The 24,806-nt window shown below is 69.3% G+C and carries 19 protein-coding genes, 2 tRNA genes and 1 other RNA gene; 10 read left to right on the top strand and 12 right to left on the bottom strand.

All coding sequences use genetic code 11. The annotated features are described in order from the left end of the window. Nucleotides 1–75 precede the first annotated feature (75 nt). Together OL358_RS14700 and OL358_RS14695 are read right to left on the bottom strand one after the other, a co-directional pair. Nucleotides 76–149, bottom strand: a tRNA-Ile gene (locus OL358_RS14700). Between the two features lie 29 nt (nucleotides 150–178). Further along, on the bottom strand, nucleotides 179–2,185 hold the full coding sequence (locus OL358_RS14695; RefSeq protein ID WP_264710806.1) for a DUF262 domain-containing protein: 2,007 nt from the start codon (nucleotides 2,183–2,185) through the stop codon (nucleotides 179–181). Nucleotides 2,186–2,398: 213 nt separating this feature from the next. On the opposite strand from OL358_RS14695, the gene OL358_RS14690 reads away from it, so the two are divergent. Together OL358_RS14690 and OL358_RS14685 are read left to right on the top strand one after the other, a co-directional pair. Further along, nucleotides 2,399–3,172, top strand: coding sequence for a hypothetical protein (locus OL358_RS14690; protein WP_264710805.1), 774 nt, complete (start codon nucleotides 2,399–2,401; stop codon nucleotides 3,170–3,172). 191 nt (nucleotides 3,173–3,363) lie between these two features. Beyond that, entirely contained in the window at nucleotides 3,364–3,867 is a 504-nt protein-coding gene (locus OL358_RS14685; RefSeq protein ID WP_264710804.1) for a DUF3145 domain-containing protein, read from the top strand. Between the two features lie 144 nt (nucleotides 3,868–4,011). On the opposite strand, the gene OL358_RS14680 is transcribed toward OL358_RS14685, so the two are convergent. The 6 genes from OL358_RS14680 to aceE form a co-directional block, all read right to left on the bottom strand. Continuing rightward, the gene (locus OL358_RS14680) at nucleotides 4,012–5,250 is read right to left on the bottom strand and encodes a beta-ketoacyl-[acyl-carrier-protein] synthase family protein (protein WP_264710803.1); all 1,239 of its coding nucleotides are present in this window, start codon (nucleotides 5,248–5,250) and stop codon (nucleotides 4,012–4,014) included. Between the two features lie 57 nt (nucleotides 5,251–5,307). Then, the gene (locus OL358_RS14675) at nucleotides 5,308–5,556 is read right to left on the bottom strand and encodes an acyl carrier protein (protein ID WP_214466933.1); all 249 of its coding nucleotides are present in this window, start codon (nucleotides 5,554–5,556) and stop codon (nucleotides 5,308–5,310) included. A gap of 71 nt (nucleotides 5,557–5,627) precedes the next feature. Then, nucleotides 5,628–6,629: a beta-ketoacyl-ACP synthase III gene (locus tag OL358_RS14670; RefSeq protein ID WP_264710802.1), complete on the bottom strand. Its 1,002-nt coding sequence runs from the start codon at nucleotides 6,627–6,629 to the stop codon at nucleotides 5,628–5,630. A 14-nt stretch (nucleotides 6,630–6,643) separates the two neighbouring features. Continuing rightward, on the bottom strand, nucleotides 6,644–7,558 hold the full coding sequence (locus tag OL358_RS14665) for an ACP S-malonyltransferase (protein WP_264710801.1): 915 nt from the start codon (nucleotides 7,556–7,558) through the stop codon (nucleotides 6,644–6,646). Between the two features lie 84 nt (nucleotides 7,559–7,642). Further along, on the bottom strand, nucleotides 7,643–8,860 hold the full coding sequence (locus OL358_RS14660; protein ID WP_264710800.1) for a PucR family transcriptional regulator: 1,218 nt from the start codon (nucleotides 8,858–8,860) through the stop codon (nucleotides 7,643–7,645). Between the two features lie 8 nt (nucleotides 8,861–8,868). Beyond that, nucleotides 8,869–11,598, bottom strand: coding sequence for a pyruvate dehydrogenase (acetyl-transferring), homodimeric type (gene aceE, locus OL358_RS14655; RefSeq protein WP_264710799.1), 2,730 nt, complete (start codon nucleotides 11,596–11,598; stop codon nucleotides 8,869–8,871). A 142-nt stretch (nucleotides 11,599–11,740) separates the two neighbouring features. On the opposite strand from aceE, the gene OL358_RS14650 reads away from it, so the two are divergent. Next, nucleotides 11,741–11,813, top strand: a tRNA-Val gene (locus tag OL358_RS14650). Nucleotides 11,814–11,817: 4 nt separating this feature from the next. Here OL358_RS14650 and OL358_RS14645 read toward each other — a convergent pair. Further along, entirely contained in the window at nucleotides 11,818–13,341 is a 1,524-nt protein-coding gene (locus tag OL358_RS14645; protein ID WP_264710798.1) for an amino acid permease, read from the bottom strand. Nucleotides 13,342–13,424: 83 nt separating this feature from the next. Between OL358_RS14645 and OL358_RS14640 the strand changes: the two genes are divergently transcribed. The 3 genes from OL358_RS14640 to OL358_RS14630 are packed head-to-tail and all read left to right on the top strand — an operon-like array spanning nucleotide 13,425 to nucleotide 16,313. Further along, entirely contained in the window at nucleotides 13,425–14,156 is a 732-nt protein-coding gene (locus OL358_RS14640) for a zinc ribbon domain-containing protein (protein WP_264710797.1), read from the top strand. Continuing rightward, entirely contained in the window at nucleotides 14,153–14,596 is a 444-nt protein-coding gene (locus tag OL358_RS14635; protein ID WP_264710796.1) for a reverse transcriptase-like protein, read from the top strand. The genes OL358_RS14640 and OL358_RS14635 overlap by 4 nt, the downstream gene beginning before the upstream one ends. Further along, entirely contained in the window at nucleotides 14,571–16,313 is a 1,743-nt protein-coding gene (locus tag OL358_RS14630; RefSeq protein ID WP_264710795.1) for a bifunctional 3'-5' exonuclease/DNA polymerase, read from the top strand. The genes OL358_RS14635 and OL358_RS14630 overlap by 26 nt, the downstream gene beginning before the upstream one ends. A gap of 1 nt (nucleotide 16,314) precedes the next feature. On the opposite strand, the gene OL358_RS14625 is transcribed toward OL358_RS14630, so the two are convergent. Together OL358_RS14625 and OL358_RS14620 are read right to left on the bottom strand one after the other, a co-directional pair. Then, a complete protein-coding gene (locus tag OL358_RS14625) occupies nucleotides 16,315–18,048 on the bottom strand; it encodes a DUF4012 domain-containing protein (RefSeq protein ID WP_264710794.1) in 1,734 nt (577 codons plus the stop codon). A gap of 34 nt (nucleotides 18,049–18,082) precedes the next feature. Further along, on the bottom strand, nucleotides 18,083–18,727 hold the full coding sequence (locus OL358_RS14620) for an LPXTG cell wall anchor domain-containing protein (RefSeq protein WP_264710793.1): 645 nt from the start codon (nucleotides 18,725–18,727) through the stop codon (nucleotides 18,083–18,085). 211 nt (nucleotides 18,728–18,938) lie between these two features. Here OL358_RS14620 and rnpB point away from each other — a divergent pair. Next, nucleotides 18,939–19,300: RNase P RNA component class A (rnpB, locus tag OL358_RS14615), an RNA gene on the top strand. A 16-nt stretch (nucleotides 19,301–19,316) separates the two neighbouring features. Here rnpB and ppgK read toward each other — a convergent pair. Then, nucleotides 19,317–20,078, bottom strand: coding sequence for a polyphosphate--glucose phosphotransferase (gene ppgK, locus OL358_RS14610; RefSeq protein ID WP_264710792.1), 762 nt, complete (start codon nucleotides 20,076–20,078; stop codon nucleotides 19,317–19,319). Between the two features lie 98 nt (nucleotides 20,079–20,176). Between ppgK and OL358_RS14605 the strand changes: the two genes are divergently transcribed. The 3 genes from OL358_RS14605 (at nucleotide 20,177) to OL358_RS14595 (ending at nucleotide 24,795) form a co-directional block, all read left to right on the top strand. Continuing rightward, a complete protein-coding gene (locus OL358_RS14605; protein ID WP_264710791.1) occupies nucleotides 20,177–20,362 on the top strand; it encodes an SPOR domain-containing protein in 186 nt (61 codons plus the stop codon). Nucleotides 20,363–20,442: 80 nt separating this feature from the next. Beyond that, nucleotides 20,443–21,780 carry a glutamine synthetase family protein gene (locus OL358_RS14600; RefSeq protein ID WP_264710790.1) on the top strand — a complete coding sequence of 446 codons (1,338 nt, stop codon included), beginning with the start codon at nucleotides 20,443–20,445 and terminating at the stop codon, nucleotides 21,778–21,780. A 15-nt stretch (nucleotides 21,781–21,795) separates the two neighbouring features. After that, nucleotides 21,796–24,795 (top strand): bifunctional [glutamine synthetase] adenylyltransferase/[glutamine synthetase]-adenylyl-L-tyrosine phosphorylase, encoded by a 3,000-nt coding sequence (locus tag OL358_RS14595; RefSeq protein ID WP_264710789.1) that lies wholly within the window; start codon nucleotides 21,796–21,798, stop codon nucleotides 24,793–24,795. The last annotated feature ends 11 nt before the right edge of the window (nucleotides 24,796–24,806 follow it).

Below are 24,806 nucleotides of genomic sequence, written 5' to 3'. Positions count from 1 at the left end.
CGGTCCCTGACCCCATCCGACGGTGAAGGCCGGACACGAGAGAAGGGGCCGCCGCTCGGCGACCCCCTCTGCTCGTAGGGCGGGTGGGACTTGAACCCACGATCGTCGGGTTATGAGCCCGCTGCCTTGACCAGCTTGGCCACCGCCCCCTGCCGGACGAGCCTAACGCTCGCGAGGCTCACTTCATCGCCGTGCCGATGTAGGAGTACTTGACGAAGACCTCCGGTGCGATGCCCGCCTGCTCGAGCACACCTTGCACCGCGGTGAGCATATAGCTCGAATCCCACCCCATGTAGAGCCAGTTCTCGTCGTCGAGGCGGTCCCACTGCCCGTTCCAGGACTGCTGCGGATACACGGGTCCGCCGCGACGGGCGCTGTAGGCGACGACGTCCTCGCGCGAATCCGCCCAGAGCCGCTTGAAGATGCGGTTGAAGAGGTACTTCACGTCGGGCACCTCCCAGTGCTCGCCGCGGTACTCGACGTAGTCCCACTCCCGCTGCCATCCGGCCGGCCATCCCCGGCGCCGCACCGCGTCGAGGACCGGAGTCAAGCCGTCGTCGTCGATGAGCCTCGTCTCGGGCCGGGCCCAGAGTTCGGCGACCTGTTCGGCGAGACGGGCCGACCTCTCCGCGATCGTGCCCGTTCCCCAGGCCTCGACGGCGGCGAGTTCGCGCGTGGAGGAGACGGCACTCCGCGCGTACAGCCGCCGCTTCTCGGGGAACGATGCGTCGAATGCCGCGATGGCGAGGTCCTCCTCGAGGAGCGTGAGATTGCCGAGGGTGTCCGCCAGCGCACGATGGCTGTTCTGCTCGTCCTCGCTGTATTCGCTCCACACGCGCGTCCCGTCGCCCGTCCACGCGTCGGAGGGCGCGGCCGGCACGATGTGCTCCACGTCCAGTCCGGCGGGGGAGTCCAGCCCCGCGAGGCGCCCCAGCACGTACGCCGGGTGGGGAAGGGCGGAGTACTTGAGCGCGGCGCGCACGCGCTCATCCGACGGCGAGATCCGCGCGATCGCGGCGGACAGCGCAGCCGCGCCCTCCTCGCGCGCCCGGCAGAGCCGTGCGACAAGACGTTCGTTGGTCACGCCGACGATCGCGCGCCGCAGCTGCAGCGCCTGCACGTGCTCGAGTGTGCGAATGAGCTCGTCCGTTCCCAGCGCGCCCTGCGCGTGGTCGCGGTACAGGCGCAGGACCAGGGGGTACATGCCGCTGCCGAAGGTGCCGAGCCACGCGAGCTGTCGCGCGATGGCGGCATCCGGCTCCTGACCCGGGTCGAGCAGGACCCGGTAGATGTCGGAGAATTCGCGCCACTGCGCGGCATGGCGCCGCAGGTCGGCGAGCTGCAGCCGGGGAAATACCTGCCGGAAGGTGTCATAGACCCCGCGGCCGCCCGTGACGACGACTTCGCGGCCCGTCTTCATGACGAGATAGTGACGCCAGAACGCGGCGATGGCGTCGCCCGTGTTCTGCTCGATGGGGAGCCAGTACTCGGACTCGATCTCCTGCTGCTCGGCGTGCGAGAGGCCCATCAGGACGTAGTTGTGGATGAGCTCGTGGTCGCGCAGCGGCTCGCCGGTGGAATTGAGGCTCTCGAAGATCTGCTGCGCGTTGGCACCGGCGCCCAGCGTGATCGAGACGTGCTCGAGCTTCTGGAGGCCGCGCCAGATCCGGGGGGCCTCCTCGGCACTGATCTGGCTGCGGAAGAACGCGTAGTTGTCGTCGAAGCGCGAATCGCGTGCGCCGTCGCCGTTGCGTCGGTCGAGGACGACGGCTTCGAACACCCCCGCCCACGCGCGGTGCGGTCGCAGCTTCGTGCGCTCCGGTGAGGCGCGGTGCACCAGGACCCGCTGGAGGTCCGCGGCGAGTGCGGCGTCGTGCTCGCGGACCGTGTGCTGCAGGGCGGCGACCAGCAGCATCAGCGTCGTGATGCGCTGCTGCCCGTCGATGAGCACGAGCTCGGCACCTGTCTCCCGTGCCGTCGCGGACGAGAGGATGGACCCGATGAAGTGCATGTGGCGGTCGTCGGAGTCGGAGACCGCGCGGATGTCGGACAGCAGCTGTTCGCAGGCTCCGATGTCCCAGCGGTACTGCCGCTGGTAGACGGGCACCACGATCGTCGCGTCCCCTGCGGCGAGCCAGCCGATCGTATTGACCGCGGTCGCATCGACATTGGTGGCACTGACCATCGCGCGGACACGCTCCTTCGAACCTCGTCAACGTGCGGTCGACAGCCGCCGGGCACGCCGCGCCCGAGTCTAATCGACCCTCCGTGCGGGACAGGGGAGGCGGCATCCGTTATTCACGGTCCGGCCTCGGGGGCGCGGCAGGGCTCCAAGGTAGGCTTGCCTTAGTTGGGCCTGTTAAAACGTGCTGGCCCGCTGACCGAAAGGCAATCCGTCATGGGTTACATCAAGTCCGCTGCGCTCGAGGAGACCGGCTACGTCGTCCTCGACCGCTACAACCAGGAGCTCGACCCCCGGGAGTGGCTCGACATCGAGTACAACGACTGGAAGTCGTCGGGCGACACGCGCTTCGCCCCTCTCGCGAGCGCGTTCGGCGAGATCGAATGCAACGGCTTCTGGAACCACAAGCCGCCGCGCACCGACAAGGACGGCGTGTGGATCGACTCGCAGACCGAGAAGGCGCCGAACCTCACGCGCCGCGCGCAGGAGCCCGGCGCCAACGTCGGCCGCTGCCGCGTGATCGAACTGCAGCCGACCCCGTACGGCGAATGCCTCTACAACCTCCACCAGGACGACAACAACCGTCTCAACCCGGACGGCACCGGGTGGGTCGTGCGCGGATTCTTCAACCTCACCGACGACAAGGACAGCTTCTTCGTCCTGCGCGAGAACCGCACCGACCCCGAGGGCGAGGTGCGCATCGCGCTGCCGGCCGGTGCGCAGCTCATCATCGACACGCAGCGCCTCTGGCACGCCGCCACGCACACGGGCGACGAGCCGCGCTACTGCCTCATCACCTCGTGGACCTCCGGCCCCGAGCTCGACGCGTACATCGAGAAGTACAACGGCGTGAACCACACCGAGAACTTCCCCGTCGCGCAGGACGTGCTCGAGGCCGGCTATGCCGAGCAGGCTCGGAAGGATGCCGCGCGCGCGGCATACTACGCAGCCAAGGGCCAGGCGGCGGTCGACGTCATGAGCGAGGCCTGACCCAACGCATCCTTCGAACGCCCCGGCCCTTCGGCCGGGGCGTTCGTCGTGAGGCGGATGCCGCGACAGGCCGAATGACACGCTTGTCATTCCCCTGCGCCGTGGGCGATAATGGCCACAGCACAATCGAATATCGCCAGAGCGCCGTATCAGGTCGTTGGGGAAGACGCACCTGATGAAACGGAGAGATCATGGCGACACCACAGGCGCGTGGAGTGATCTACATTCACTCTGCGCCACGCGCGTTGTGCCCCCACCTGGAGTGGGCTGTCGGCCGAGCCCTGGGGCGGGCGGTGAGCTTCGACTGGGCGGACCAGCCGGTCCTCCACGGTGCACGCCGTACGGAGCACTACTGGGAGGGTCCGGCCGGCACCGGTGCAGCGCTGGCGACCGCGATCCGCGGCTGGGAGCACCTGCGCTTCGAGGTGAGCGAGGATCCGACACCGCGCAGTGACGGCGGCCGCTGGCTCCACACGCCGGGGCTCGGGATCCACTACGCGCAGACCGACACGGCGGGCAACGTCGTGATCGGCGAAGACCGCGTCCGGTACGCGATGGAGGTCGCCGCCGGCAACATGCTCGAACTGCACCGCGAGCTGCAGGTCGCGCTCGGCGCCGCGTGGGACGAAGAGCTCGAGCCCTTCCGCCACGCGAGCGACGACGCGCCCGTGGTGTGGCTGCACAAGGTCGGCTGACCCGCACACGCTCAGGCGGGCGAGGCGTCACTACCGAGGCTCGGAGGAAGACGAATCCCGGGCCGCGGGAACGCGAATCACCGCCTGACACGACAGACGCCCCCGGAGGAATCCCGGGGGCGTCTTCGCGTCTGGCGCGAGGCGTCAGACCGAGCGGATCGCGACGACGGCGTTGTGGCCGCCGAAGCCGAACGAATTGCTGATCGCGAGCTGCGGGCCGTCTCCGAGGGGCACGACCTCGCCGGAGACGCGGAGCGGGATCTCCGGGTCCTGCGTCGAGATGTTGATCGTCGGCGGCGCGACGCGGTCGCGCAGCGCGAGGATCGTGAAGATCGCCTCGAGGGCGCCGGTGCCGCCCAGCAGGTGGCCGGTCGCCCCCTTCGTCGCGGAGACGGGGATGTCGTGCACCCGCTCGCCGAACACGCTGCGCAGCGCCTTGTACTCGGCGATGTCGCCGGTGGGTGTGGAGGTGGCGTGGGCATTGATGTGCGTGACCTCGTCGGGGGTCGCGCCGGCCTGCTCGAGCGCCTTCCGGACGGCGCGCGATGCGCCGAGGCCCTCGGGCTCGGGTGCGGTGATGTGGTACGAGTCCGCGGTGATGCCACCGCCGACGATCTCGGCGTAGATCTTCGCGCCACGGGCCTTGGCGTGCTCCTCGGTCTCGAGCACGAGGCACGCGGCGCCCTCGCCCATCACGAAGCCGTCGCGGTCGACGCTGTACGGCCGCGAGGCGGTCTCGGGGGAGTCGTTGCGCTTGGAGAGCGCCTGCATCGCGGCGAACGCGGCGAGCGTGAGTCCATGGATGACGGCTTCGGAGCCGCCCGCGATGATCACGTCGGCCTCTCCGGCCTTCAGAGCCTCGTACGCGTTCACGAGCGATTCGGTGCTCGAGGCGCACGCGGACGCGACCGTGCGGGCATACCCGCGCGCCCCCAGGTGCATCGACACTGCCGCCGCCGGCGCGTTGGGCATCAGCATCGGCACGCTCATCGGCATGACGCGGCGCGGACCCTTGCTCTTGAGGACGTCCCAGGCGGCGAGCGTGGTCTGCAGACCGCCGATCCCCGTTGCGAAGTCCACGGCGAACCGCTCCGGGTCGACCTCGGGGCTTCCGGCATCCGCCCATGCCTCGAGAGCCGCGACGAGCGCGAACTGCGCGGACGGGTCCAGGCGGTTGGCGACGGGGCGATCGAGCACGGTGTCGGGCCGCACGAGCGCCTCGGCGGCGAACGTGACCGGGATCTGGTACTCCTCCACCCAGTCGTACTCGAGAGTGTGGGCGCCCGACGCCCCTCCCAGGAGGGCCGCCCAGGTGTCGGGTGCGTTCCCCCCGAGCGGGGTGGACGCGCCGATGCCGGTGACGACGATGCGGGGTGTGCTCATGAGATCAAGGTCCTCGAGTGTTGACCGGTGGGGGCCGAGGCCCCCACCGGGGTGGTCCTACGCCTGGTTCGACGTGATGTAGCTGACGGCGTCGCCGACGGTCTTGAGGTTCTTGACCTCGTCGTCGGGAATCGTGACGCCGAACTTCTCCTCGGCGTTCACGACGATCGTCATCATCGAGATCGAGTCGATGTCGAGGTCGTCGGTGAACGACTTCTCGAGGGCGACCTCGTCGGCCGAGATGCCCGTCTCGTCGGTGATGAGCTCGGCGAGCCCGGCAAGGACCTCGTCGCTGCTGAATGCCATGGTTTCTCCTGTTTCTTCGGGGTGCGGGACCGGGTGGTCCGGGTCAAGTCTAGGGTCGGCCTCGGCCCGGCTCAGGGGAGCACGACGACCTGCGCGCCGAACACCAGACCGGCTCCGAAGCCGATCTGAAGCGCGAGCCCGCCGCTGAGCTCCGGATGCTCCTCGAGCAGGCGGTGCGTCGCGAGCGGGATCGATGCGGCCGACGTGTTGCCGGTGGTCTCGATGTCGCGACCGATCACGACGCTCTCGGGCAGGCCCAGCTGCTTGGCGAACTCGTCGATGATGCGCATGTTCGCCTGGTGAGGTACGAAGGCGGCGAGATCGGATGCTTCGACCCCGGCGGCCTCGAGCGCCTGTCGTGCGACCTTCACCATCTCCCACACCGCCCAGCGGAAGACCGTCGGGCCCTCCTGGCGGAGCGTCGGCCACGGCGCGAGACCGTCGCGGAAGTCAGTCAGGGTGTGGTTCATGCCCACCGCCTCGGCCTTCGAGCCGTCCGAGCCCCACACCGTCGGTCCGATGCCGGGCGTGTCGCTCGGACCGATCACCACGGCTCCCGCCCCATCGCCGAGGAGGAACGAGATGCTGCGGTCGGCGGGATCGACGACGTCGCTGAGCTTCTCGGTGCCGATCACGAGTGCGTAGTTCGCCGCGCCGGCACGGATGAGCGCGTCGGCCTGCGCGACGCCGTAGGCGAAACCGGCGCACGCGGCGTTCACGTCGTAGGCCGCGGCGGGGTTGGATCCGACGCGGTCGGCGACGATCGCCGACACCGAAGGGGTCTGCTTCGGGTTGCTGATGGTGGCGACGATGACCGCGTCGATCTTCGCGGCGTCCACTCCCGAACGCTCGATCGCCTCTCGGGCAGCGTCGGTTGCGAGGTCGATCGCGTCGGTCCCGGGGACGGCGCGCGTGCGCGTGACGATGCCGGTGCGCTGCCGGATCCACTCGTCGCTCGAGTCGATGGGGCCGACGAGGTCGTCGTTGGGCACGGCGATCTCACCGCGGGCAGCCCCGTACGAGTAGATGCGCGTGTGGGCTGCGCCGGTGGCCTGGACGAGTGTGGGGGTCATGCGGGGTTCTCCGGTCATGCGCCGGCGGAGCCGAGGAGATCGGCTGCCGTCGGGAGGTCGTCGGGAGTCTTGACGGCGACAGCGGGGACGCCGCGCAGTGCCCGCTTCGCGAGCCCCGTGAGCGTACCCGCGGGCGACAGCTCAACGATGCCCGACACACCAGCGGAAGAGAAGGCCGCCATGCACAGGTCCCAGCGGACCGGCGACGCGACCTGCTCGACGAGCAGTCCGACGAACTCGCTCCCTGATGCCACGGACGATCCATCGCGGTTGGTCCACACGGTCACGCGGGGATCGGATGCCGCCACCTGCGTCGCTGCCGTGCGCAGTGTGTCGACGGCCGGCGCCATGTAGCGGGTGTGGAAAGCGCCCGCCACCTGGAGCGGGATGACGCGCGTGCCGGCCGGCGGTTCGGCCGACAGCTGCGCGAGGGCGTCGAGGGCGCCCGCGGCTACGAGCTGTCCGCCGCCGTTGTAGTTGGCGGGCGTGAGGCCGAGTTCTTCGAGCCGGGAGACGACGGATGCCTCGTCCCCGCCGATCACCGCGCTCATGCCGGTCTTCTCCGCCGCTGCGGCCTCGGCCATCGCTCGGCCGCGGATGCCGACGAGGCGCAGCGCGTCCTCTTCGCTCAGGATGCCGGCGGCCGCCGCGGCCGCGAACTCGCCGACCGAGTGGCCTGCGACACCGACGACGGCGTCACGGGTCGGGAGGGCGTTCCACGACAGCAGACTGGCCGCGACGATGAGCGGCTGAGCGACCTGCGTGTCGCGGATCTGCTCGGCATCCCATTCGGTCCCGGCCGCGACGAGATCGACACCCGACCACTCCGAGTACTGCGAAAGCCGGTCGGCTGCGCCGTCGAGGGCGAGCCAGGGGGACAGGAATCCGGGGGACTGCGAGCCCTGCCCAGGGAAGACGGCGATTCTCACTTTTCCATCCTGCCAAGGATCGAGCCCCCGGTTCTGGCGATCCCGACACAAGAATTGCGGGAGCGTTTGTGCGAGGTGTACAGATCAGGGCGCCGAACGGCGTGCCTGCGGTGCCCGGCGGCGGGTGGCATCCGTCCCGATCGATCCCAGGATCAGCGCGGTCTGCAGGATGAGCGCCTCACGGGGACCCGTGGCGTCCCACCCGATCACCTCGGATACGCGCTTGAGCCGGTAGCGCACGGTGTTCGGGTGAACGAAGAGCTCACGCGCGGTCGCCTCGAGCGAACGGCCGTTGTCGAGGTAGCTCCACAGCGTCGTCACGAGATCGGCGCTGTGCGCCTGGAGCGGGCGGTAGATGCGATCGACCAGGGTCAGCTTGGCGAGCGGGTCGCCCGCGAGTGCGCGCTCGGGCAGCAGGTCATCAGCCTCGACAGGGCGCGGGGCGTGGCGCCAGGCCCGGGCGACCGCGAAGCCGGCGAGAGAGGCGCGGGCGCTCTGGCCGGCGTCGACGAGTGCGGGAACGGTCGGTCCCAGCACGAGGAAGCCGGGGCCGAAGCCCGGTTCGAGGCGCTTGGCGATCTCCGTGAACGGGAGATCGGAAGGGACGTCATCGGGACGAGTGGGAGGCTCGGCGCGACCCAGCACGAGCACGAGACGCGATCCCTGCACCCCGATCAGCACGTCGACACCCAGTTTGCGCGCGGTGCGCCGCAGCTGATCGATGTCGAACTGCGGGGGTGTCGTGCCCACGAGCACCGCGACCTCGCCGTGACCGTGCCAGCCGAGGGCGGCGATGCGGCTGGGCAGCTCCTCGTCGGCCTCTCCCGTCAGGATCGAGTCGACGACGAGGGCCTCGAGGCGGGCATCCCAGAGCCCGCGGGCCTCGGCTGCGCGCGCGTAGACGTCGGCGGCGGCGAAGGCGACGTCGCGCGAGTAGAGCAGGATCGCCTCCCGCAGGTGCTCGCCCTTGCCGGCGACGCGTTCCTCGGTGATCTCGACGGTCACGCGGATGAGCTGGAGCGTCTGCTGCAGGCTCACGCTGCGCAGGAGCTCGCGCGGCGCCACCGCGAAGATGTCGGCCGCGATCCACGGGGTGGACGTCGGATCCTCGTACCAGGAGATGAACGAGGTGATGCCCGCCTGCGCCACCAGTCCCACCGCCGACCGCCGCGCCGGCGGCATGTCGGCGTACCAGGGGAGCGTGTCCTCCAGGCGCTTGATGGTGGCCGTCGCGAGGTCGCCCGAGATGCGCCGCAACCAGGCGAGCGTCTCGGTCTTGTCCATCGAGGCGGGGGCGGGCATCGCTCCGGTCAGCTCTCGCCGCCGGCGTTTCCGCTCGTGCCGGCCGTCACATCGTGCAGGCGGTACTTCTCGATGGCCTGGGCTGCGAGTCCGCGATCCACGACACCGTCGGCCGCGAGGGCCTGGAGCGTGCGAACGACGATCGACGGACCGTCGATCTTGAAGTACCGGCGTGCGGCCGCGCGCGTGTCGGAGAACCCGAAGCCGTCGGCTCCGAGCGTCACGAAGCGGTTCGGCACCCACGGGCGGATCTGGTCCTGCACGGCGTGCATGAAGTCGCTCACGGCGACGACCGGGCCCGCCGCGCCGTCGAGCTTCTGCGTGATGTACGCGGTGCGCGGCTCGTCCGACGGGTGCAGGAAGTTGTGCTCGTCAGCGGCGAGGCCGTCGCGGCGCAGCTCGTTCCACGAGGTCACCGACCACACATCGGCCTGCACGCCCCAGTCGTCGCGCAGCAGCTGCTGCGCTTCGAGCGCCCACGGCACGCCGACACCCGAAGCGAGGATCTGGGCACGCGGCCCGTCGCCCTCGGGGGAGGAGATGCGGTGGATGCCGCGCACGATGCCGTCGACGTCGACACCCTCGGGCTCCGCCGGCATGACCAGCGGCTCGTTGTACACCGTCAGGTAGTACATGACGTTGGGGTCCGGGTGGTTCCCGCCGTACATCCGCTCGATTCCCGAGCGGACGATGTGCGCGATCTCGTAGCCGTAGGCGGGGTCGTAGGAGACCGTCGCCGGGTTCGTCGATGCGAGCAGCTGCGAGTGGCCGTCCGCGTGCTGCAGGCCCTCGCCGGTCAGCGTGGTGCGGCCCGCGGTGGCGCCGATGATGAATCCGCGTGCCATCTGGTCGCCGGCGGCCCACTGGGCGTCGCCGGTGCGCTGGAACCCGAACATCGAGTAGAAGACGTAGACCGGGATCAGCGGCTCGCCGTGTGTCGCGTACGAGGTGCCGGCCGCGGTGAACGCCGCGAGAGCGCCCGCCTCGTTGATGCCGACGTGGATGATCTGTCCCTGCGGGCTCTCCTTGTAGGCGAGGAGCAGCTCACGGTCCACAGACGTGTAGTTCTGGCCGTGCGGGTTGTAGATCTTCGCGGTCGGGAAGTACGCGTCCATGCCGAACGTACGCGCCTCGTCGGGGATGATCGGCACGATGCGGTGACCGAAGTCCTTCGCACGGAGGAGGTCCTTCAGCAGGCGCACGAACGCCATCGTCGTGGCGATCTCCTGCGTGCCCGAGCCCTTCTTCGGCAGCGCGTACGCGTCGTCACCGGGCAGCTGGAGGCCGACGTGGTGGCTGCGGCGCTCGGGCAGGAATCCGCCCAGCGACCGACGGCGATCCAGCATGTACTGGATCGTCTCGTCCTGCGGGCCGGGGTTGTAGTACGGCGGCAGGTACGGGTTCTCGTCGAGCTGCTCGTCCGAGATCGGGATCCGCATCGAGTCGCGGAAGTACTTGAGGTCCTGCAGCGTCATCTTCTTCATCTGGTGGGTCGCATTGCGGCCCTCGAAGTGGTGACCGAGGCCGTAGCCCTTGATGGTCTTCGCCAGGATGACGGTGGGCTGCCCCTTGTGCTCGGTCGCGGCCTTGTACGCGGCGTAGACCTTGCGGTAGTCGAGACCGCCGCGGCGCAGCTTGCCCCAGATGTCCTCGTCGGACCAGTCCTTCACGAGGGCTGCCGTGCGCTCATCGCGACCGAAGAAGTGCTCGCGGATGAACGCGCCGTCCTCAGCACGATAGGTCTGGAAATCGCCGTCCGGAGTCGTGTTCATCAGGTGGACGAGGGCGCCGTCGGCATCCTTCGAGAGCAGTTCGTCCCACCCGCTGCCCCACACGACCTTGATGACGTTCCAGCCCGCACCGCGGAAGAAGCTCTCGAGCTCCTGGATGATCTTGCCGTTGCCGCGCACCGGCCCGTCGAGGCGCTGCAGGTTGCAGTTGACGACGAACGTCAGGTTGTCGAGGCCCTCGTTCGCGGCCACCTGGAGCTGACCGCGGCTCTCGACCTCGTCCATCTCGCCGTCGCCGAGGAACGCCCACACGTGGGAGTTCGAGAGGTCCTTGATCCCGCGGTTGGTGAGGTACTTGTTCGACATCGCCTGGTAGATCGCATTGATCGGACCGAGGCCCATCGACACCGTCGGGAACTGCCAGTACTCCGGCATCAGGCGCGGGTGCGGGTACGACGGGATGCCGTCCGGGGCCTTCGACTTCTCCTGACGGAAGCCGTCGAGCTGCGTCTCGCTGAGGCGTCCTTCGAGGAACGAGCGCGCGTAGATGCCGGGGGAGGCGTGGCCCTGGATGAAGATCTGGTCGCCGCCGGTCGGGTCGTCGAGGCCGCGGAAGAAGTGGTTGAAGCCGACTTCGTACAGCGACGCCGACGACGCGTAGGTGGAGATGTGGCCGCCGACGCCGATGCCCGGGCGCTGCGCGCGGTGCACCGTGATCGCGGCATTCCAGCGCAGCCAGCGACGGTAGCGCCGCTCGAGCTCCTCGTCACCGGGGAACTCGGGCTCGTTGTCGGGCGCGATGGTGTTGATGTAGTCCGTGGTGGGGACCTGGGGCACGTTCAGCTGAAGCTCGTGCGAGGTCTGGAGCAGGCTGAGCATGATCTCGCGGCCACGTCCGTGGCCCTTGGCCTGCACGAGCTGCTGCAGGGATTCCTGCCACTCGGAGGTCTCATCGGGATCGCTGTCGAGGGGGTCCTGCGAGTACGGATCCTGATCGTTGACAGTCACAGATGACCTTTCGTCGTCTGGCAGATCGTGCCAGCTATTCGCTACCGAAGCGGTGCAGGCTTTGTTCGCCGTGCACAACGCACCGTCTCTCAGCCTACCCAGTCCGGGGCCGCAGGGATGCACCTCCTAGACTGGGCGGCGAGGGCCTTTAGCTCAGCTGGTAGAGCGCCACGTTTACACCGTGGATGTCGTCGGTTCGATCCCGGCAGGGCCCACCGTTCAGGTTCGCGAGTCGCCGCTCGTGTCGTCGCGCTGATGCGAGACGACGTGCGGCAGCGCGAACTCCTCGTATCCCGGCTGCCCGATGCGGGAGTGCCGTCGCGAGTAGACGAAGTAGATGACGAAGCCCGCGGCGAGCCAGATGAGGAAGCGCAGCCAGGTCTCCACCGAGAGGTTCAGCATCAGGTAGATGCAGATGAGAGCCGACAACGCGGGCAGCCACGGGCTGAGGGGCACGCGGAACGAGCGCTTGAGGTCGGGCCGCTTTCGGCGCAGCACGATCACACCGACGGACACGAGGACGAAGGCCGACAGCGTGCCGATGTTCACCATCTGCTCCAGCACTCCGATGGGAGTGAAGCCGGCGACGATCGCGACGATCGCCGTGACGACGATCGAGATGACCCACGGGGTGCGGAAGCGGGGGTGCACCTTCGCGAGGCGCACGGGGAGCAGCGCATCGCGCGACATCGCGAAGATGATGCGGGTCGCGCCGATGAGCAGCGTGAGCACGACGGTGGTGAGTCCGGCGACGGCGCCCGCGGAGATGAGCACGGCCATCCAGTCCGCGCCGTGGAAGACGAACGCGTTCGCGAGCGCCGCGTTGGGGTCGAGGTCCTGGTAGGGGACCATCCCCGTGACGACGAGGGCGACGGCGCAGTAGAGCAGCGTGCAGATGACCAGAGACGCGATGATGCCGATCGGCAGGTCGCGCTGCGGGTTCTTCGTCTCCTCGGCGGTCGTGGCCACCACGTCGAATCCAATGTAGGCGAAGAAGACCAGCGCGGCACCGGCGAAGATCCCTCCGACGCCGAAGGCGGTGGGCTCGATCCCCGAGAGGAACTGGAGCAACGGCTGCGTGAGCCCGGACTCCGACTCGGCGGGGACCGCCTCGGGGACGAAAGGCGACCAGTTCGCGGGATTGACGAACAGCAGGCCGGCGACGATCACGAAGAGGACGATGAACAGCTTCACCGCGACCAGCACCATGTTGACCCGCAGCGATTCCTTGATCCCGAAGGTCATGAGCGCCCCGAGCACCACCACGAGCACGATCGCCATGACGTCGACGGTTCCGCCGTAGCCGATCTCCTTCGGGATCGGTGCGCCGAGCTGCTCCATGAGGGTGCCGAGGTAGGCACTCCATCCCTGGGCGACCACGCTCGCACCGAGGAACATCTCGAGGATGAGATCCCACCCGATGATCCAGGCGAACAGTTCGCCGAGCGACGAGTACGAGAAGGTGTAGGCCGATCCCGACACCGGCACGGTGGACGCGAACTCCGCGTAGCAGAGCGCGGCAAGGGTGCATGCGATGGCGGCGACCGCGAAGCTGATGACGATCGCGGGTCCCGCCACCTCGTGTGCAGCGCGTCCCGTCAGCGTGAAGATGCCCGCTCCGATCACGACTCCGATGCCGAAGACCGTCAGATCGAGAGCAGTCAGCGATTTCTTGAGCCGGAACTCCGGTTCATCGGTGTCGGCGATCGACTGCTCGACGGACTTGGTGCGCAGAACGCTCATTGTTCTCGCCTTCCTGGTGGGGACCGGTCGTTGAATGCTAGTCCCGCGGCGCGGGGGCGTCGATGCCCGGGTAGGTTGGTGTCGTGAACGCCAGCCCCGCAGACCAGCTCCGCCTCGTCGAGGTCGCAGGCCTCGACGCCCGCATCCGTCAGGCCGACCACGCCCGCAGGAATCCGCCGCAGGCAGCCCGCGTCCAGGAGCTGCTGGCGCAGCGCCAGACGCTGTCGCAGGAGCTCACCGCGCGGCTCGGATCGCGTGACGACCTTCGCGCCGAGCTGTCACGCATCGAGTCGGATGTCGCGGTCGTCGACGCCCGCAGCGCCCGTGACGCCGGGCGCTTGGCGACGTCGAGCAACTCCAAGGAGGCGCAGGGCCTCGAGAGCGAGCTGGCGTCCTTGGCCCGACGCAAGTCCGACCTCGAAGACGCCGAGCTCGAGGTGATGGAGCGCCTGGAGCAGGCGGATGCGTCGGTCGCCGCCCAGGAGGCGCTCATCGCCGAGACGAATGCGCAGGGTGCCGAGCTGAGCGCCGAGGCCAAGCGCGTGGTCGCCGAGGCGACGGCCGCGTTCGACGCTGCCACCCGTGATCGTGCCGCTCTGGCGGGCTCGGTGCCGGCTGATCTCCTCGCCGAGTACGAGAAGCTCGCCGTTCGCAGCGCGGGCGCTGCGATCCTCCGCGCCCGCACGTGCGAGGGCTGCAACATGGTGCTCTCGGGCACCGACCTCAACGCCCTTCGCCAGGCTGCGGAGGATGCCGTCGTGTACTGCCCCGAGTGCGGCAGCATCCTGGTCCGCACCTACGACTCGGGACTGTGAGCCGGCACCTCGTCGTCGAGGCCGACGGGGGTTCCCGCGGCAATCCGGGCGTGGCTGCGGGCGGCGCGGTGGTGGTCGACGCCGCGAGCGGTGCCGAGCTGACGGAGGTCGGCGTCTACATGGGCGTCGCGACCAACAACGTCGCCGAGTACGCGGGAATGATCGCGGGGGTCGAGGCGGCATTCGACCGCGACCCGGCGGCCTCGGTGATCGTCCGCATGGACTCGCGTCTCGTGGTGGAGCAGATGTCCGGGCGGTGGCGCATCGCGCATCCCGACATGCAGGCGCAGGCGCGGCGCGCCCGCGCGCTCATCGCCGAGCGTGACGTCGCGTTCGAGTGGGTCCCTCGCGCCGAGAACGCTCGAGCGGATGCCGTCGCCAACGAGTCGATGGACCTTCGAGAGAGCTTCCGACGTGACCTCGACGCGGGCCAGTCCTAGCCCTCCCGCCTGGATCGCCCTGGGGAGGGCGGGTGGGCATATCGATGCGGCGCTCCTGGACGCCGGCGGCGCCGAGCTCGACAGGCGGCAGGTGGAGGCATCCGCGCTGTCGTCCTGGGTGGCCGACAGCGAAGCACGCTGGTCTCCGCGGTGGGTGTGGAACGACGCGCCGCGATGGTACGCGGCCCTCCTCGCCGACGGCGTGCGCATCGGCCGGTGCCACGACCTGCGATTGGTGCACGCCATTCTGCGCGACTCCGCCCTCGTGCCCGAGTCGGCCGCTGTCGGACATGCGCCTGCATGGGATGCCGCGCCTCACGAGGCCGCGCCGGCGACCGCGCCGGCCCTGTTCGATCTCGACGAGTCGCATCAGCCGGCGGGACTTCCTGCCGACCTCGATGAGGTGGTCGCCGAGTTCACACGTCAACGTGACGCGATCGCGGAGTCGTCCGACGCGGTCCGCCTGCGACTCCTGACGGCCGCGGAGTCGGCCGGCGCCCTCATCGCGGAGGAGCTGCGGGCGGCGGGAGTGCCGTGGGACTCGTCCGAACACGACCGCATCCTCGTCGACATCCTCGGCGAGCGTCCGCCGGGCGGCGGTCAACCGGCACGGCTCGCCGCGGCCGCGGGTCGAGTGCGCGAGGCGCTCGGCGATCCCTCGGCCAGCCTCGACTCGCAGCAGAAGCTCCTGCGATCGCTTCACCGCGTGGGCGTGCTGGTCGAATCCACCAGCAGGTGGGAGCTGGCCGAGCAGAAGCATCCGGTCGTGGAACCGCTGATCGAGTACAAGAAGCTCTCGCGTCTCCTGTCGGCCAACGGATGGGCCTGGCTCGACGAATGGGTCGACGAGGGGCGGTTCCGCCCCGTCTATGTGCCCGGCGGAGTCGTCACCGGGCGGTGGGCCTCTTCGGGCGGGGGAGCGCTGCAGCTGCCACGCCAGCTTCGCGAGGCGGTGCGCGCCGATCCCGGATGGAAGCTCGTCGTCGCCGACGTCGCACAGCTCGAGCCGCGCGTGCTGGCCGCGATGTCGAGCGACATCGCCCTCGCCGATGCGGCGCGAGGACGCGACCTCTACGCCGGCATCGTCGACAGCGGTGCCGTCGCGACGCGGCAAGAGGCGAAGATCGCCATGCTCGGCGCGATGTACGGCGCGACGACGGGGGAGTCGGGGCGCCTCGTTCCCCGTCTGCGGCGCGCGTATCCGCGCGCGATGGGCCTCGTCGACGACGCGGCCCGCACGGGGGAGGACGGCGGGGTGGTCTCGACCTGGCTCGGCCGCACCTCGCCGCGGCCGTCGCCCGAGTGGTTCTCCGCGCAGTCCCGTGCGACAGAGGCCGATGCGTCGGGCGCGGAGGAGACGCGCGCGAAGCGATGGGCGCGCGACCGCGGCCGGTTCACCCGCAATTTCGTGGTGCAGGGCACGGCAGCGGAGTGGGCGCTGGCCTGGCTCGCCGACCTGCGCGGACGGCTCGAAGCGCTGCCTCCCGTCGGCGACGAGCAGTCCGCACCGCGATCGGGCCCCGTGTTCGCGACGCGGCCGCACCTCGCGTTCTTCCTTCACGACGAGGTCATCGTGCACACACCCGAAGCCCTGGCAGATCAGGTCGCGGAGGCGGTGACGGATGCCGCGGCGTCAGCCGGTCGTCTGCTGTTCGGCGACTTCCCGCTGGACTTCCTTCTCGACGTCCGCGTGTCGGAGATCGCCCTCAAGGACTAGCTCAGCCGCACTCGACCTTGCCCACCGACACCGCGACGTCGCCGATGAGCGGCGTGTGCAGCAACGTCGGTTCGACCGGCTCCGTGCGTGCGGCGATGAAGCGGAACTCGACAGTCCGGGTCTCGCCGGGTGCGAGCTCCACCCGCGCCGAGCTCACCGACAGGCCTTCCTCTTCGACGTCCACCGAGAGCAGCGGCTCCCCGGCGACGCTCACGCCGCCGAAGAACGAGCCCTCCGGCGCCGAGACCGAGACGTTCGTCGCGATGTTCCCGACGCGCGCACCGAAGTGCCCGCCTCCGGTCATCGCCGTGGGAAGCGTCGCCACCGCGTTCGGTTCGACGGTGTTGGTGAGGGTCACCGATACGACGACGTCCTGTCGGTCGTCGGCGCGGCAGCTGGCGCTCCCGGCGGCGATCGCCACGTCGAGGAGGCTGTCCATCTTGCCGCCGGTCGCATCGTTGAAGTACACGGCGAAGGCGTCCGGGCCGGCTGCCCGCTGGCGCGCCGCGGGGCCTGCGAGCGACGTCTGCGCGAGGATCTCCTGCTCGTCGGGGTGCACGCTCCACACGGAGATCCGGCCCTCCGCGATCGGCGCGGCCAGCGCCGTGGCGAAAGCGACCGGATCGATGTCGAAGTCGGCGACCTGAGTGAAGACCGCGGCCGCCGTCGTGCGGAACTTCGCGGTCTGAGCGGCCGCGTCGAGTGACATGTACGGCTCGACGAGGAGCTGATCGACGAGGTCGTCCGCAGTGATCGTGCCCTGCTCGGTCGCGATGGGCCCGGTCACGCTGAGCAGCGATCGGAGCACCAGCGGGTCCACCGAGAGCACCGTGTCGGGCGCGCTTCCCGTGCGGGCCTGCCACCACTGGGAGACGAGCCGAGAGGAGAGGTCGAAGTCGGCGGGCATCGTCGCGTTCTGCACGAACCGGCCCACCTGGTCGCCGTAGAGCGCCAGCGTCGCGGCGGGGATCGGGATGATGGGCGAGGCCGTCCGCTCGAACTCGGACGAGTCGGCCTGGGAGACCAGCGTGAGCTTGCCCGCGTCCGCGCGGAGCTCGACGAACGAACCGGTGATGCCGCCGGCGGTGCGCAGCTCGGCGTTGTTCTGGAGCATCACGAGGATCGTGCGCGGTCCGGCGGATCCGAGCGAAGTGGGCAGCACGGCGGCGGTGTCGTCGAGCGCCCCCACGATCGGCAGCAGGTCGGACACGGCATCGTCGAGCTGCCGGACCGCATCACCCACCGGTGGCGCCAGCGTGTCGGGGTCGATCTGGCCGAGTTCGTCGGCGGATGCCGCCAGTGTCGCGCGCGCGTCATCGAACGCGGGCTGCTGGCTCGCGAGCAGCGCGGTGTCGATGCCGCCTTCGGGCAGTCGGAGTTGATCCACCAGCAGCCGGGCGCTCTCCATCATGGGAAGCGCCGCGCCGGAGAGGACCTCGGTCAGCTCTGCCGAGATCACACGGGCGGCGGCAAGATTGGCGCCGGCAACAGGAACGACCTCGGCCCCTCGCCAGAGCGGGTCGGACGTCAATCCCGACGCTGCCTCGGCGTGTGCCAGCATCCGCTCCGTCGTCGCCGACGCCGCATCCAGGTCACCCGACTCCACGGCGTCGCGAAGGTCGCTCGTCAGCGCGCGTGCACTGTCGAGCTCCTCCTTCGCCAGCCACCCGCGCACACCGATCCACGCGACCCACGCGAGCGCCGCCACCAGAATGGCGGCGCCCACGATGAGCACGATTCTCGATGGGCGCGTTACCGCCCGCATCACCTCAGGAGCGAGCGGAGCGGCGACGGTAGACGACGACCGCGGCGCCGAGACCGACGAGCGCGACGCCGACACCGGCAGCGATGTACGGCAGCGAACCGCCGGTGGCCGCGAGTGCGGGGTCGCCGACGGATGCGGGCGACTCCGGCGAGAGCGCCGTCGGAGGCGTGGTCGCGCAGTTCGGCGTGGCTGCCGGGTACGACAGCGGGACCGACAGCTCGGGGTTCACCTTGATGACCGCGGAGATGCTGCCGCGGGTCCAGGCGAAGTTGCCCGAGGTCTCGACCCAGGTGCCGTCCACGAATGCCCAGCCCGGCCATCCGCTCGGGTTGCCCTCGTCGTCCACCGAGGCGCCGGGCCAGAGGACCGTGCCGGAGAGGTGGTTGTCGACCAGGGTTCCCAGCGGAACCGTGACGATGTTCGAACCGCTGGAGAGCACCAGCGATGCGACGTTTCCGGTCGACTGCTCGTCGGGATCCGTCAGCGTGATGTCGTAGTGGATGTACGGCACGTCGGCGACGCACTCACCGACCGCGACCGAGCCTGCGAGCGTCGCTGCAGTCGGCTCGTGCGGAGTGTACGGGTCTTCCTCGACAGCGGATGCCGCCATTGGCGTGGATACCGCGATGAACGCTGCGACAGCGATCACAGAAAGAGTTTTACGCAACATGATTCAGCCTCCCCAGTGGCTGTTTGCGACGCGCGACGGCGCGTCGAGTGAAACCTGCGGTCCGTTTTCCCAGACGAACCACCCGCATCCCCAGATACGAGTGGCGCCAGCTTACATGACGACGGCCGACTTGACGAGAGATGACGTGAGCGACGCGCCGTGTCCCGCCGACTAGAATCGACCGTGCGAATGGGTCGGCTGGACGGTCGCGTCGCGGGTCTCCCGCGCCGAGGAACGTCCGGGCTCCACAGGGCAGGGCGGTGGGTAACACCCACCCGGAGTGATCCGCGAGACAGTGCCACAGAGAGCAGACCGCCCCGGTTCCGACCGGGGTAAGGGTGAAAGGGTGGTGTAAGAGACCACCGGGGCCGCGGTGACGCGGCCCGCAGGGTAAACCTCGCCCGGAGCAAGGCCAGACAGGGGATGACGACGCGGCTCGCCGAGTCCCCGGGTAGGCCGCTGGAGCGGCACGGCAACGTGTCGCCGAGAGAGATGACCGTCCACGGGGCTCACGCCCCCGGACAGAACCCGGCGTACAGGCCGGCCCATTCGCCCTCTCCTGCGGCGCTCAGCCCAGCGCGAGCGCCGCAGCCCCGATGATGCCCGCGTTGTTGCGGTGCACGGCCGGGACGATCGGTGTGCGCAGATCCAGCAGGTGCAGGAACTGGTCGGCGTGCTTGGACACCCCGCCGCCGACGATGAAGAGGTCGGGGCTGAAGAGGAACTCGATGTAGCTGTAGTACCACTGCAGCCGCTTCGCCCACTGCTCCCACGACAGATCCTCGCGCTCCATCGCGGAGTACGCGGCGAAGGCTTCGGCATCCTTCCCGTGCTTCGCGCGCTGCACGTGACCGAGTTCGGAGTTGGGTACCAGGACGCCGTTGTAGAGCAGCGCCGAGCCGATGCCGGTGCCGAGGGTCGTCAGGATGGTCAGTCCGGGCTTGTCCTTCGCGGCGCCGTAGCGCACTTCGGCGACGCCGGCGACGTCGGCGTCGTTCGCGAAGTGGATGTCGCGGCCCAGCCCGTCCTCGAAGAACTTCTCGGCTTCGAAGTCGATCCACTTGTCGGACACGTTCGCGGCCGACAGGGTGCGCCCGCTCTTCACGATCGCCGGGAACGCGACACCGAGCGGGATGGCGTCGTGCGAGACGTCGAGCGTGGCGAGCACCTCGGTGACGGCCTTCAGCACGTCTTCGGGCTCTGCTCCGGCGGGTGTGGAGACCTTGATCCGGTCGCTGAGGAGCTCGCCCTTGACGAGATCGACCAGCCCTGCCTTGATTCCGGTGCCGCCGATGTCCACGCCCACGGCTCGCGTCGCCTGAGATGCCATGCGCTCAGCCTATCCAGCCGCGACGGGCGGGTGCGCGCGGGCTGTCACTAGGATCGAGCCAGGGCCGCTGAGGGCCTGGATCGACCGAGGAGCAGACCGTGACGAGCGACAGCGAGAAGTACTGGTACAACCTCAAGACAGGCGAGGTCGAGAAGGGCTACGAGTCGCCGTCCGTCGACCGCGCCGGTCCGTTCGAGACGCCCGAGGAGGCCGCGAAGGCCCCTGAGATCATGCGTGAGCGCTCCCGCGCGTGGGCCGAGGAAGAGGCGCGCGAAGACTCCTGAAGCGGCTCGTCGCCGTCGGATGCGTCCGGCGCTGACCAGTAGTCTGGCTACGGCCCGTTCGGGCGCCCGGAGAGGATGCGATGGACAAGCAGCGTGACTTCGTTCTGAGGACGATCGAGGAGCGGGGCGTCAAGTTCGTCCGGTTGTGGTTCACCGACGTCATCGGCACGCTGAAGTCGGTTGCGATCGCGCCGGCAGAGGTCGAGGGCGCCTTCACCGAGGGTCTCGGGTTCGACGGCTCGGCGATCGAGGGACTGACTCGTTCGTACGAGTCCGATCTGCTCGCCCACCCCGACCCCACGACGTTCCAGATCCTGCCGTGGCGCGGCGAGATCGACCCCACGGCGCGCATGTTCTGCGACATCACGACGCCCGACGGCCAGCCCGCGGTGGCCGACCCCCGTCATGTCCTCAAGCGCACGCTCGCCAAGGCGGCCGATGCCGGCTTCACGTTCTACACGCACCCCGAGATCGAGTTCTACCTGCTCAAGTCGTCGTCCTTCGGAGCGGACGGTCCTGAGCCCGTCGACTCGGCCGGCTACTTCGACAACGTGCCCGGCGGCACGGCGCACGACTTCCGTCGCCGCTCGGTGCGGATGCTCGAAGACCTCGGCATCTCGGTCGAGTTCAGCCACCACGAGGGTGGTCCCGGGCAGAACGAGATCGACCTGCGGTACGCCGACGCGCTGGCCACCGCCGACAACATCATGACGTTCCGCACCGTCATCAAAGAGGTGGCGATCGAGCAGGGCGTCTACGCGACGTTCATGCCCAAGCCTCTGAGCGGCAAGCCGGGCAGCGGCATGCACACGCACATGTCGCTGTTCGAGGGTGACGTCAACGCGTTCTACGAAGAGGGCGCGCAGTATCAGCTCTCGCGCGTCGGTCGCCAGTTCATCGCCGGACTCCTGCGCCACGCGAACGAGATCTCGGCGGTCACGAACCAGTTCGTGAACTCGTACAAGCGCCTGTGGGGCGGTGACGAGGCTCCGAGCTTCATCTGCTGGGGCCACAACAACCGCTCGGCGCTCGTACGCGTCCCGCTCTACAAGCCGAGCAAGGGGCAGTCGTCGCGCGTCGAGTACCGCGCTCTGGACTCCGCTGCGAACCCGTATCTCTCGTATGCGCTCATGCTCGCGGCCGGCCTCAAGGGCATCGAGGAGGAGTACGAGCTCCCTCCCGAGGCCGAGGACAACGTGTGGTCGCTGACCGACGCGGAACGCCGTGCACTCGGCTACGCACCGCTGCCTGCGAGCCTCGACCACGCTCTCGAGTACATGGAGGAGTCCGAGCTCGTCGCCGAGACACTGGGCGAGCAGGTCTTCAACTATGTGCTGCTGAACAAGCGTCGCGAGTGGCAGGAGTACCGCTCGCAGGTCACGCAGTTCGAGCTCAAGAGCAACCTCGAGATGCTCTGAGCCGCCCAGCGACGCATGTCTGCGAGCGAACGGTCCAGCTCTCTCACGCATCTCGCGCGCCTGGGATTCAGCGGCCTCGCCGACGCTGACGCGCTCCTCGACGAAGTCGAAGCCGTCGGCATCTCGCGCGAGTCCGCGATGGCCGGTGCCTCCGTCGCGGCCGATCCCGACGAGGCGCTCGGCGCACTGGCACGGATCGCGCGGCGCGACCCCGACGCGGTTCGTGCACTGCAGTCCGACGGGAAGGGCTGGCGAGCGCTGTGGGCGCTGCTCGGCGCGTCGACCGGGTTCGCGGACTTCTTCCTCCGGCATCCCGGCGAACTCGCGCAGCTGATCGGAGCGGGCGATTCCCTGCCGTCCGGGGGAGAGCTGCGAGACACCCTTCTCGACGCAGTGAGTGCGGTCGACGGCTTCGCGGCGGACGGCGGAGAGGCATCCTGGGTCGCCCTCCGGGTGCGGTACCGCCGCATGCTCGCCCGCATCGCGGCGTTCGATCTGCTCAGCGCCTCGCCCGTCGACCATGTGCCCTCGGTGGCGGCACGATTGGCGGATGCTGCGGGCGCGGCGCTCGAGGCATCCCTCGCCGTCGCCCGCACGAGGGTGTCGGGCGGCGCCGCCGGGGCGGGCCTGTTCCCCCGCGATCAGGTGTCGCGGGCGAAGCTGGCCATCATCGGCATGGGCAAGACCGGAGCGCGCGAGCTGAACTACGTCAGCGACGTGGACGTGATCTTCGTGGCGGGTGCCGACGACGACGCGATCGAGGAGTTGGGCGAGAGCCGTGTGGTCGATATCGCGACCCGCCTCGCCGTGCAGACGATGCGCGGCATCTCGAGCATCGAGATCGAGCCGCCGCTGTGGGAGGTCGACGCCAATCTGCGGCCCGAGGGCAAGCAGGGCGCGCTCGTGCGCACGCTGGACTCGCATCTGGCGTACTACGACCGATGGGCGAAGAGCTGGGAGTTCCAGGCGCTGCTCAAGGCGCGTCCGATCGCCGGGGACGTGGAGCTCGGCGAGGCCTACGTCGCGGCGGTGCAGCCGAAGGTGTGGACGAGCGCCGCGCGCGAGAACTTCGTCGACAGCGTGCAGCGGATGCGGGAGCGGGTCACCGAGCACATTCCGGCGACGGATGTCGCGTTCCAGATCAAGCTGGGGCCGGGCGGGATCCGCGACATCGAGTTCACGGTTCAGCTGCTGCAGCTCGTGCACGGTCTGTCTGACGACCGAATCCGCCAGCGCGGCACGCTCGAGGCGTTGGACGCGCTGGTCGCCGAGGGCTACATCGGCCGGTCCGAGGCATCCGCATTCTCACGCGACTATCGGGTGCTTCGCCTTCTGGAGCATCGTGTGCAGCTGCGCAATCTTCGACGCACGCATCTGATGCCGGCCCGCCCGGAGGAGCTGCGGGTGCTGGCCCGTGCGAGCGGACTCAGCGATTCGGGGCCGGGGATCTGGGAGCTGTGGGAGTCGGTCAAGCGCGAGGTGCGCGACATTCACGTGCGTCTGTTCTATCGTCCGCTGCTGTCGGCGGTGGCGGCTCTGCCGGCGGAGGAGCGGGCGCTGTCGACCGCGCAGGCGCACGATCGACTGGCGGCGATCGGGTTCGCCGATCCTGCGGGCGCGCTTCGGCACATCGCGGCGTTGACGAGCGGGTTGAGCCGGAAGGCGACGATCCAGCGCCACCTGATGCCGGTGATGATCCGGTGGTTCGCGGACGGTGTCGACCCCGACTACGGGCTCGTCGCATTCCGGCGGTTGAGCGAGCGGTTGGGTGACACGCCGTGGTTCTTGCGGATGCTGCGCGATTCGTCGGCGGCGGCCGAGAGCCTCACCCGGGTTCTGTCGGGTTCTCGGTACATCGGCGAGCTGATGGAGTGGATCCCGGAGTCCGCCGCGTGGCTCGACGACGATGAGCTGCTGAGGCCTCGCTCCGGGGTTGCCCTGCAACAGGAGGCCCGGGCGATCCAGGCACGTCACGGCTCTGTGGACGAGTCGATGCGGTCGGTGCGGGCGCTGCGGCGGAGGGAGCTGCTGCGCACCGCGATGGGGGCGATCATCGGGACCATCTCGATCGAGGAGGTCGCGGATGCGCTCACCACGATCACCGAGGTGACGATCCAGGCGACGCTGCGAGCTGTGCGGCCGGGCGTCGTGCCGCCCGAGGACGACGCTCTCGACTTCTCGGTGATCGCGATGGGCCGGTTCGGCGGCCGTGAGCTGGGTTTCGGGTCGGATGCCGACGTGATGTACGTGTATCGCGCGAACGGTGTGGATCCACAGCGGGCGCATGAGCTCGCGTTGAAGCTGGTGGCGGCGTTGCGTGCGCAGTCCGAGGATCATCGGGTGCCGCTGGATCTGGATGCCGGGCTGCGGCCGGAGGGGCGCAACGGCCCGATGGCGCGCTCTCTCGATGCGTATGCCGAGTACTACCGCCGGTGGTCGTTGTCGTGGGAGGCGCAGGCTCTGCTTCGTGCGCGGGGGTTCGCGGGGAGCGTCAAGCTGATCGAGGCCTTCACCGCGCTGGCGGATCAGGTGCGCTATCCCGAGAGGGCTGACCTGCAGGGGCTTCGGGAGATCAAGCGCATCAAGGCCCGGGTCGAGAGCGAGCGGCTGCCGCAAGGCGCTGACCCGGCGCGGCACCTGAAGCTGGGACCGGGTTCGCTGAGCGACGTGGAGTGGCTCGTGCAGCTGCTGCAGCTGACACACGCTCATGCTGTGCCGGGTATGCGCACGACGTCGACGCTGGAAGCCTTGGCGGCGGCGCGCGACGCCGGTCTGGTGCCCGGCGTTTCGGCGGAGCGCTTGACGGAGGCGTGGCGGCTGGCGAGCCGGCTGCGCTCTGCCAACACCCTGCTGTCCGGGCAGACGAGCGACGTGCTCCCCGTCGATCGCAAGAAGCTGGACGGCATCGGACGCCTGCTCGAGTACCCCCCGCGCTCGGCGACGCAGGTCGAGGAGGACTACCTCGGCGCGACCCGCCGCGCCCGGCGCGTGTTCGAGAAACTGTTCTACGGGTAGACGGGTGTCGC

It is taken from the genome of Microbacterium sp. SSM24, from assembly GCF_025989145.1.
Taxonomy (GTDB): domain Bacteria; phylum Actinomycetota; class Actinomycetes; order Actinomycetales; family Microbacteriaceae; genus Microbacterium.
This window is presented reverse-complemented; position numbering and strand designations above follow the sequence as displayed.